This is a genomic window from Fusicatenibacter faecihominis, from assembly GCF_020686945.1.
Classification (GTDB): Bacteria; Bacillota; Clostridia; order Lachnospirales; family Lachnospiraceae; genus Limivivens; species Limivivens faecihominis.
Genome location: NZ_JAJEPR010000084.1, coordinates 1 through 2,568 on the forward strand (window position 1 = coordinate 1; position 2,568 = coordinate 2,568).

General features: G+C 43.8%; 2 protein-coding genes. Both read left to right on the plus strand.

Annotated features, from left to right (window positions below; translation table 11 throughout):
• The first annotated feature begins 178 nt into the window (after window positions 1-178).
• Complete coding sequence (gene istA, locus LKD71_RS17865; protein ID WP_227616412.1) at window positions 179-1,723, plus strand: IS21 family transposase; 1,545 nt, start codon at window positions 179-181, stop codon at window positions 1,721-1,723.
• Window positions 1,720-2,496, plus strand: a complete 777-nt coding sequence (gene istB, locus LKD71_RS17870; RefSeq protein WP_227616413.1) for an IS21-like element helper ATPase IstB — start codon at window positions 1,720-1,722, stop codon at window positions 2,494-2,496. The genes istA and istB overlap by 4 nt, the downstream gene beginning before the upstream one ends.
• The last annotated feature ends 72 nt before the right edge of the window (window positions 2,497-2,568 follow it).

The window sequence follows — 2,568 nt, forward strand, 5'->3', positions numbered from 1 at the left end:
TGATTATTCCGGGGCTCTTTGAGCCACCTGTCCGGATTTTGAGAGCCACCATTCCGGAGAATGAGAGCCATATATTCCGGTAATTCAGAGCCACCTTATTGGGCTCTATTACATATATTTCCTTTATACTGCAAATACACACCTTTGGTGTGAATACAGATAAAGGAGGTCGTAAGTTATGACCAAGTATCGTGAAATCCTACGCTTGAAAAGCTTAGGATTCAGTGAGAGGAACATCGCACAGAGTTGCGGTGTATCCAGAAACACAGTCGCTAAGGTTTTGAAAAAGGCAGCGGAAATCAAGCTTTCATGGCCGCTGGATTTCGACATGACCGACAGCGCACTAGAGGAGCTGATGTTTCCTAAGGATAAGTCGGCAACGAATAAACGCATGCCAAACTTTGACTACATTCGCAAAGAACTTCTGCGAAATGGTGTAAACAAAAAGCTTCTCTGGGTAGAATACTGTGAGGAGTGCCGCATGAGCAGCGAAGAGCCTCTAATGTATTCTCAGTTCAGCTACTACATCCAGAAGGATGAAGAAAAACGCAGGGCTACCATGCATATCCCCAGAAAACCAGGTGAACAGATTGAAGTTGACTGGGCCGGTGACCCTGCCCACATCATTGATCCGGACACCGGAGAAATCACAGATGCATGGATATTTGTAGGTGTATTAACTTACAGTCAGTATGCTTTTGTAAAAGCATATATGAATGAGAAAACCGACAACTGGATCAAAGCTCATGTCCAGATGTTTGATTTCTTTGGCGGTGTCACACCTATGCTCGTTTCTGATAACTGTACAACCGCAGTGAATCATAAAAAGAGTGACTGGTACAACACTGCCTTAAACACAACTTATCATGAGATGGCAGAACATTACAATCTTGCCATCCTTCCGGCCAGAGTCCGGAAACCCAAAGATAAACCGAATGTAGAGGGATCGGTAGGAAAGATATCCACATGGATAACAGCAGCCCTTCGCAATGAACAGTTTTTCTCTCTTGCAGAATTGAATGCTTCAATCCGTGAAAAACTGGATGCCTACAACGCCCGTAAATTCCAGAAAAAGGAATGTAGCAGACTCAGTTTATTTCTTGGGGAAGAAATGCCATTACTGGCTCCGTTGCCTGCTACACCTTTTGAACTGGCTGAGTGGAAACAAGCCACCGTCCAGTTTAACTATCACATCGCCGTAGACAGAATGTTCTACTCCGTGCCTTATCAGTATATCAAAAATAAGGTTGATGTGCGTATAACAGATACAACGGTTGAAATATTTTATAATCACAATCGTATTGCCTCTCACAGACGACTCTATGGACGAAGCGGTCAGTATTCTACAGTGACAGAACATATGCCGCAGGAACACCAGAAATATCTGGAATGGAACGGTGACCGGTTCCGTAAGTGGGCTGATTCGATTGGAATTAACACAAGTAAGGTTGTCGATGCAATACTTACCTCCGGCAGGATTGAACAACAATCCTACAGAAGCTGCATGGGATTACTGAAACTGGCAGAAAAATATTCGCCAGAAAAGCTGGAACAGGTCTGCGCTAAGGCGCTCTCTTATTCCGGTAAACCCAGCTATAAAAGTATCAAAAATCTATTGGTTGCAACAAAGGATGCACCTGATATCGGATCAGAATCATCTCAAGTAGAAAAACCACACGGCATAACCAGAGGAGCCAGATACTATGGAGGTAAAAAATCATGACAAATCAAAGTACAATCGATAAACTTATTGAAATGCGTCTGACTGCTATGGCAGATGCATTCCGCATCCAGATGGATGATCCTGCAATGAAGGAAGTTCCATTCGAAGATCGGTTTGGCATGCTTGTTGATGTCGAATACAGCAACCGAAAAAACAATCGTCTGAAAAGGCTGATCCGACAGGCTGAGTTTGAACAGCCAGATGCCAGCATCGCAGCGATTGATTACCATTCTGGACGAATGCTGAACAAAGCACTGATCAACCGTCTGGCAACCTGTGAATACATTACAGAATACCGGAACATCTTTATTACTGGAGCAACCGGAAGTGGTAAAACTTATATGGCCTGTGCCTTTGGCATGGAAGCATGCAAGCACTATTACTCAGTACGGTATGTACGGCTTCCTGATCTATTATTGGACTTACAGGCTGCCAGGGACAATGGAACTTTCTCGACTGTCCTGAAGAAATACACCAAGCCAATAGTACTGATCATTGATGAGTGGTTGCTTCTTAAACTGACAGAAGCTGAAGCCAGGAATCTTTTTGAACTGATACATAAAAGACGAAAAAAATCTTCAACGATCTTTTGTTCTCAGTTCCGTGAAAGTGAATGGTACCAGCAAATCTGTGATGGTGAAAGTACTCTTGCCGATGCCATCATGGATCGTATATCGTATGATTCCTATAAGATCGATATTGAAAGTGCTGACCCATCTAAAGACCTCTCTATGAGAGAAGTATATGGACTGGATCCAGCAATGGCAAAGTAACTTAATAAACAAAATGGGGTGGCTCCGTTAGTCCGGACAGGTGGCTCTCGCCACACCGGACTGGCGGCTCTG